Origin of the sequence: Extensimonas perlucida (genome assembly GCF_007655255.1) — a bacterium.
Taxonomy (GTDB): domain Bacteria; phylum Pseudomonadota; class Gammaproteobacteria; order Burkholderiales; family Burkholderiaceae_C; genus Extensimonas; species Extensimonas perlucida.
In genome coordinates, this window is record NZ_VMYE01000023.1 from 46,506 (window position 1) to 52,616 (window position 6,111).

Below are 6,111 nucleotides of genomic sequence, written 5' to 3' on the forward strand. Positions count from 1 at the left end.
GTCAAAGCCCCTTCGGCTTGTAGATCGAAACGAAGTAGGTGATCGCGGTCAGCACCGCGAAGTACGCCAGGAACGACCAACCGGCATACACGCCAGGCGTGTTCCAGTGGTAGAGCATCCGCACGAACTGGAAGAAGGTGGCAATCGACAGCACCCACTTGAGGATCGGCCAGACCAGCACGGTCGCCACCCATACGAACTTGACCAGGCCGGCCAGCAGGCCAGCACCGGGGGCCTTGTTGGGGGCAGCAGACGCGGCGGCAGGCTCCACCGGCGCGGGCGCGGCGGGCTGCTCGATCTCCTTGGGGAACTTGATGATGTTGGACATAGCTTGACCCTCCACGCGCTTACGTGTTGAATGCTGGGTGCTCCCACTCGGAAGCATGGTTACGGTGTGCCAGCACCAGGCCAAGCGCCCCGGATCACTCCGGGGCGTTCCTCCACCTGGGGCCGCCCTTGATCTTGCCTCGGCTCACGCAATACTCCTTCTTGGCGTCCTCGATAGGCCCGGCCGTTGCCGACCGGGCCATGTGCTCTTACCAGCCGGCCCGGCGCTTGGCCTGCTCGACGGCTTCCATCGACCAATGGCCCTTGGCCTGCCCCTCCAGGGAGCATCCGGCGAAGTACGCCTTGCCGCGCAGTTCCTCGGCTTTGCACACCAGCTCGGCCGCCTCGGCCATCATGGCCGCGATCTCGTCACGGCGGGCCGGGAAGTCGGTCGCTGCCGCGCCCTCCAGCTCGTCAATCCAGGGCATAATCTTGTTGTCGCTCATCGGACTTTCTCCGGTAGTTGACCTGGGCAATGTGCCCGGCCTTCAAGTGCTATATTAGGGCAAAATGCCCTAACCTGTCAAGCACTTTAGCTAAACTTTTTTCGCTTTACCGGAATCCGAAGGCTAAACTTTAGCCGCTAAAACCTTTCCCTTGGCGTCAATCCTCTTTCCAGATCACGCCCAGCCCGGCCTGGTCGCACAGGATCGCCCATGCCGCATAGGGAATCGGGGTGTCCTCGCCGATCCAGCGGCGGATCGTGCGGTCGCCCTTCGCGCCCAGCCCCAGCGCCTTCGCGGCCTTGCTGCCGCTGAACCCGGCCAGGCGCAGCACCTCTCGGACTTCCTCGCCGGTCGGTTGCGCCCAGCGTTCGGCCGGCTTCAAGCACTCCAGCCGGATATTGGCGTCGTTCGTCATTCGTTCGTTCTCCTGGTCAAGTGATAAGCCGCAACTGGTCGAAGCCGTAGATCGACTGGATGCAGCTCGGGTCTGAATCGACCACGCGCCGGCCTGCGCGATTGGTCTTGTACGTTACCGGCCTGTCGTCGTGCGCCCACACCTGGCGGGTGTCGGGATGCACCTTCACGATGATGATGCGCTTGCCGATGTAGCGGTCGAAAACCGGGTGATGGACGCTCACGATCTCGCACCGCTGGCCGGGCTTGAACTCCACCAGGTCGGCCGGGCCTCCATCGCCATTCCTGGCGATGCTGCAGGTTGCCGCGCTCGCTCGCGGCATCGTTGTTTCCGGCGATACAGGCCCGCCCTCGCCCGGCTCGGCATCGTCGGCTTTGACGATGCTGCAGGTCATCGTCGTTTCTGGCGATGCGGGATCTCGCTCCGGGCCTGCGCCGGTGATTTTTCCCTTGGCGTCCAACCCGGCGGCCCTGGCCGCCTTGATCCTGGTCGCGGCCTCGGCCGCCCAGCGCCTGGCGATGAAGGCCCGATGCGAGGGCAGCACCACATCGACCAGGACGAACCCCGGCGGCACCAGGACGGTCGCCGGTGCGCGCCGCGCCGGCGGCTCCAAGCCGGCCAGCCAAGCGGGCAGGGGAGCATCGGCCAGGCGGTCGCGGTAGCTGGCCTCGACCATCACCGGGCGCTTCTTCTCGGCTCGCTGCGCAGCCAGGATGCCGCGCGCAACCTCGTCCACCGTCATGCAGCCCTGCGCCGTGTCGAAGTGCGAGCGGTAGCCCGTTTCGGAGATAAACGGCCTGTCCAGGTCGATGACGTGGAACTGGAAGTGGGCACCCAGCGGCCCGCCGTAGCCGGCCTCGTACTCCACCAGGGCGCGCATGTCGCCATCCGCGACCAGGAACTGGCCGCGCTGGCCCCACAAGGGCACGTCGCCAGGCACCGCCGCGCAATGGCGCTCGATGACCTGGCCGGGCGCGTCGTGGTCGGCCATGCTGCCCACGTGCGTTCCGCCGTTCATCTTCCAGATGACGGCCTCGTATCGGTCGCTGGCCGCCTCGGCGGCCGCACCGTCACCGCGCATGATCGCCGCGTCGATCTCCACCACGGCCGCCACGGCGGCGGCCAGCAGCTCGTCGCGGTCGGTGGGCAGCTCGGCCAGCAGCTCGGCCGCCGGCGCGTTCCAGTCCTGGCCCGGCTGGGCCGGCGTCTTGCGTTTCTTCGCCATCGGCCGGCCCCTCAAGTGTCAGCACGCCGCCACGCGATCACGTCGCGGGCTTCGTAGCCGTGGCGCTTGCAGTCGTCGCAGAATCCCGAGCTGAACCCCTTGTGGTTCGTGCCGATCCATGCGGCCGGCTTGCCGCATTCGTGGCCGTAGGTGCCCGGCTCGGCGTTGTGGCACTTGCCGTCCGTCGCGTAGCTGTTCGTCGGTGCCTGGGGAGCGTTGTTCCTGGTCATGGTCGCCTCCTGGAAGCCCCGGCCGAAGCCGGGGCCGCCCCTCATCAGTCAATAGCCCGGTAGATCGCGGCCGCCTCGGCGTGGCTGGCTGCGAAGCCGCGCAGGAAGTGATAGCGGTCGATCAGGGCATCGCCGGCGTCCGTGTCGGCGGCCTCGGCCGCGAGCTGACCCAGCGCGAACAGGGTTGCGACAATGCCGGCGGCGTCGGCCGACAACTCGCCTCGGAAGCCGTTGCCGTCCACCTCGATCTCCAGGCGGTCGGCCAGGTCGGGGGCCATGTAAAAACCGCCGTCCGACAAGGTGTAGTAGTGCCAATACGCGCCGCTGTAGCGTTCGCAGAGCCGGCGAAGCCAGGCATACACCAGGGCCTCGCCGCGCATCATCAGACGCGGGCCGAAGTAGGCGGGCAGGAAGTCGAGGCGCTGGGCCTCGGCGACCAGGGAAGCGGTAACGGGTTGCTCTTGGGTGTTCATCGGACTTTCTCCGGTAGTTGACCTGGGCGAAATGCCCGGCCTTCAAGTGCTATATTAGGGCAAAATGTCCTAATCGTCAAGCACTTTAGCTAAACGTTTTAGCCGCTAAACCTTGCCCTTTCCCTTGGCGTGCATTACAATGTAATTCACGAACCCAACCGGAGAACCAATCATGGCTGCAAACCAGCTCGTACAAACGCGCATCGACGGCGCGATCAAGGAAGAAGCGGCGGCCGTCCTGGCCGCGATGGGCCTTACCGTGTCCGACGCGGTGCGGCTGCTGCTCACGAAGGTGGCCCAGGACAAGGCGCTGCCCTTCGAGCCGCTGATTCCGAACGCCACCACCATCGAGGCGATGAAGGAAGCCCGCAAGGGCAAGCTGCCGCGCTTCGCCACCGTCAACGATCTGATGGCCGATCTGCATGCGGCAGATTGAGCGCACCGGCCAGTTCAAGCGCGACTACAAGCGCGAGGCGAAAGGGCAGCACCGGGCCACGCTCGACGCCGACCTGGTGCCCGTCCTGGTCGCGCTCGCCGACGACCAGCCGCTGGAACCTCGGCACCGCGACCACGCGCTGACCGGGGACTGGAAGGATCACCGGGATTGCCACGTCAAGCCCGACCTGGTGCTGATCTACCAGAAGCCCGACGCCGACACGCTGCGCCTGGTGCGCCTCGGCTCTCACTCCGAACTCGGCTTGTGATCGGCGCGGGCCTGGCCCCGCGTCTCACGTTTCATTGACACTTGAGGGGCGCTTTCCGCGCCACCGGCCGAGCTGGCCGACCCCCTTCCTTGGCGTAAAACCTGCGGCGGTGGAGCTGCTGCGATGCTTGAGGATCGCGCGGCCGGTCGAACCGCGGCGACCTGGTTGGGGAGTGTGAGGGGGCTTTGCCCCCTCGCAAGCTCTCGAACTTACTGCCTTCCGCCAGGCGCTTGCGCCTGGCTCTCCTAAGCCGTAGCGCCGAAGGCGCTCCATTGTGGGGTGAGGCCGCAAGGCGGCCGAGGGGCGTAGCCCCTGGGGGGATGGGAGGCCGCTTGCGGCCGGGTGGGATCGAGAAGGGGGGTTTCCCCCCTTCGGCGGCCGGTCATGCTGCGCGGTAGCTTGGGCCGTGTTGCCGTTTTTTTCGCCAGCCTCTGGTTAAAACTACCTGGTTATATAAAAAGGTTATAAAGACGGTTAAAAACCTGGTTAGCATGACCGAAAAACGCGCGTAAACCGTTGTCACGCCAAGGAAAAGCGCGAAGAGGCCGCCCCTCAAGTGTCAATGGATAAGCCCCCCATGTGTCAATACGCTGCCCCTCAAGTGTCAAGAACCGCGCCCCTCAAGTGTCAGTAGGGCCGCCCCTCAAGTGTCAATACCGGGGCAGGGTTCCTAACAGGGTTATCCACAACTTCGGTGGATAACTCCATGCCGATCAGGCACTTAGGCCGCCTCGGCGGCCGCCTGGACGGCTCGACCAGGCCGAAATCGGCCGCTGCCCCCCAAGTGTCAACATCGCGCCGGCCCCGCTGCCCCTCAAGTGTCAACGTCAGGGCTGCGCCGGCCGGCCTCGGCCGACTTGTCCCGAAACTGTCCACAACGGCCGCGCCGGTGGGGCAGGGCAGGGAAGGCCCCGGAAACGGGCCAGGAAGGCCCGTCAGGGCCGCAAAGCCCAGCGGCGAGGGCCACCGGCCCGGTGAGGGGTCTCCTCGTTTTCAGTGCAATAAGTGACGGTACGAAAAGCTAGCACTGGCGCGGAGGTGGTGTTGGTAGATCGTTGATTTCATTGACTTTCCTGTTCACTTTCAAATCTGCGATTCGTGGCGTCAAACCGTGGTCGGTTTCATCCATTGGTGCCAGTTATCGATGCATTTGGCCGCGAAGGCAGGATTTGGTCAGCATAGCGGTCAACCGGGAAGCGAAACACACCCCGCAAGTTGATGCTCTCCAGCCTGGTGGGCGCAATCTTCCCGATCAGTTCCGGTGGAATGACCTGGCGGCGGTTCGACCAGCGATCCAGGACCGCCTGCATCTGTGAGGTATTCCACGCCATCACGATGTTGGCCATCAGGCTCAACGCATCGGCCACAGCCTGCATTTCATCGACACGTTTGGCCTGCGCCGGGCTGATCCGGCCGGTATAAATGGCGCGCTTGAGGGCGTTAACAGCCTCGCCCCGATTGAGCACCCGGCGCAACTCGTTCCTGAAAGCGTCCTTGACAAAGTAGTCAGCCAAAAACGCCGTACGCAGCAACCGCCCCAATTGCACGCCAGCCTCATAGATTGGATCGCCCTGGGCGGCAGAACCGAACCGCGCAAGAGCTGCCACCGCACTGGCATGTCCGCTCATGACCGAGGCTGCCAGGTGCACCAGACTATCCCAATGCTTTTCGATCAAAGCGACGTCGACATTGGCTTCGCACACCGCAGCGATTTCTGCGGGCACTTTGGTGCCGCGTGGCACAAAGAGGTGGCGCTGTTTGAGTTCCTTCAACCGCGGGCAAAGATCAAAACCAAGCAAACGGGCATGTGACATGGCAAAGTCGGTGTAGCCATGGGTATCCACAGCAAGCTGGCTGGTCTCCAGCTTTTCTTGGCGGATGACACCTTCAATGGCCACGCCCGCCTGGCGCTCATTGAGCACAAAGGGCTGCGCATGGAAGATGCCCCACCGGTCTTTTACATGGGAGTAGATTCCAATGGAAGGTGTGTTGCGCCGAGGATCAAGCCGGGCTTGCCACACCCGTTTGGTGGTCTCCATGGTCATCATGTCAGAAGATGCCAAATCGGACCGCCCCCAGGTGGCGGCAATCGGGTGTCGCTGCATGAATTCCAGCACAGCCTGGCAGGCCTGGCTCAGACGCCGTTCGTCCCGCGCCCAGCGCATGGCCTGGCGAATGCTGGTGGCAGACAATTGCGGAATCATGCGCGCGCATTCGACCGCAGTCAGACTGGTGCCGTGGGCCATGATGCCGGCATAGACCATCAGCAGCTCGTCGGTAGAGCGCGGCTC

The 6,111-nt window shown here is 64.3% G+C and carries 8 protein-coding genes and 1 pseudogene; 2 read left to right on the forward strand and 7 right to left on the reverse strand.

What is annotated here, in order from left to right; all coding sequences use genetic code 11:
* Window position 1 precedes the first annotated feature (1 nt).
* The 6 genes from kleE to FK527_RS14860 all read right to left on the reverse strand — a co-directional run bounded on the left by kleE (window position 2) and on the right by FK527_RS14860 (window position 3,116).
* Window positions 2–328 (reverse strand): KleE stable inheritance protein, encoded by a 327-nt coding sequence (kleE, locus tag FK527_RS14835; RefSeq protein WP_011114065.1) that lies wholly within the window; start codon window positions 326–328, stop codon window positions 2–4.
* A gap of 208 nt (window positions 329–536) precedes the next feature.
* Entirely contained in the window at window positions 537–773 is a 237-nt protein-coding gene (gene kleA / locus FK527_RS14840; protein WP_011114066.1) for a stable inheritance protein KleA, read from the reverse strand.
* Window positions 774–930: 157 nt separating this feature from the next.
* Entirely contained in the window at window positions 931–1,188 is a 258-nt protein-coding gene (gene korC / locus FK527_RS14845) for a transcriptional repressor KorC (RefSeq protein WP_011114067.1), read from the reverse strand.
* Window positions 1,189–1,204: 16 nt separating this feature from the next.
* Window positions 1,205–2,413, reverse strand: a complete 1,209-nt coding sequence (locus FK527_RS14850) for a hypothetical protein (RefSeq protein ID WP_011114068.1) — start codon at window positions 2,411–2,413, stop codon at window positions 1,205–1,207.
* A gap of 11 nt (window positions 2,414–2,424) precedes the next feature.
* Window positions 2,425–2,643: a hypothetical protein gene (locus FK527_RS14855; RefSeq protein WP_012478187.1), complete on the reverse strand. Its 219-nt coding sequence runs from the start codon at window positions 2,641–2,643 to the stop codon at window positions 2,425–2,427.
* Between the two features lie 44 nt (window positions 2,644–2,687).
* Window positions 2,688–3,116, reverse strand: a complete 429-nt coding sequence (locus FK527_RS14860; protein WP_011114069.1) for an antirestriction protein — start codon at window positions 3,114–3,116, stop codon at window positions 2,688–2,690.
* 172 nt (window positions 3,117–3,288) lie between these two features.
* Here FK527_RS14860 and FK527_RS14865 point away from each other — a divergent pair, with 172 nt between their 5' ends.
* Together FK527_RS14865 and FK527_RS14870 are read left to right on the forward strand one after the other, a co-directional pair.
* Complete coding sequence (locus tag FK527_RS14865; protein WP_011114070.1) at window positions 3,289–3,552, forward strand: type II toxin-antitoxin system RelB/DinJ family antitoxin; 264 nt, start codon at window positions 3,289–3,291, stop codon at window positions 3,550–3,552.
* Window positions 3,539–3,820, forward strand: coding sequence for a type II toxin-antitoxin system YafQ family toxin (locus FK527_RS14870; protein WP_011114071.1), 282 nt, complete (start codon window positions 3,539–3,541; stop codon window positions 3,818–3,820). The genes FK527_RS14865 and FK527_RS14870 overlap by 14 nt, the downstream gene beginning before the upstream one ends.
* A 1,121-nt stretch (window positions 3,821–4,941) precedes the next feature.
* Here FK527_RS14870 and FK527_RS14890 read toward each other — a convergent pair.
* Window positions 4,942–6,111: pseudogene (locus FK527_RS14890) on the reverse strand (Tn3-like element IS1071 family transposase); the annotation flags it as partial.

What these genes read in the sequence shown, in the direction of transcription:
- kleA (WP_011114066.1), bottom strand. Translation starts at nt 773, where the DNA reads ATGAGCGACAACAAGATTATGCCCTGGATTGACGAGCTGGAGGGCGCG.
- FK527_RS14870 (WP_011114071.1), top strand. Translation starts at nt 3,539, where the DNA reads ATGCGGCAGATTGAGCGCACCGGCCAGTTCAAGCGCGACTACAAGCGC.
- FK527_RS14865 (WP_011114070.1), top strand. Translation starts at nt 3,289, where the DNA reads ATGGCTGCAAACCAGCTCGTACAAACGCGCATCGACGGCGCGATCAAG.
- FK527_RS14855 (WP_012478187.1), bottom strand. Translation starts at nt 2,643, where the DNA reads ATGACCAGGAACAACGCTCCCCAGGCACCGACGAACAGCTACGCGACG.
- kleE (WP_011114065.1), bottom strand. Translation starts at nt 328, where the DNA reads ATGTCCAACATCATCAAGTTCCCCAAGGAGATCGAGCAGCCCGCCGCG.
- FK527_RS14860 (WP_011114069.1), bottom strand. Translation starts at nt 3,116, where the DNA reads ATGAACACCCAAGAGCAACCCGTTACCGCTTCCCTGGTCGCCGAGGCC.
- FK527_RS14850 (WP_011114068.1), bottom strand. Translation starts at nt 2,413, where the DNA reads ATGGCGAAGAAACGCAAGACGCCGGCCCAGCCGGGCCAGGACTGGAAC.
- korC (WP_011114067.1), bottom strand. Translation starts at nt 1,188, where the DNA reads ATGACGAACGACGCCAATATCCGGCTGGAGTGCTTGAAGCCGGCCGAA.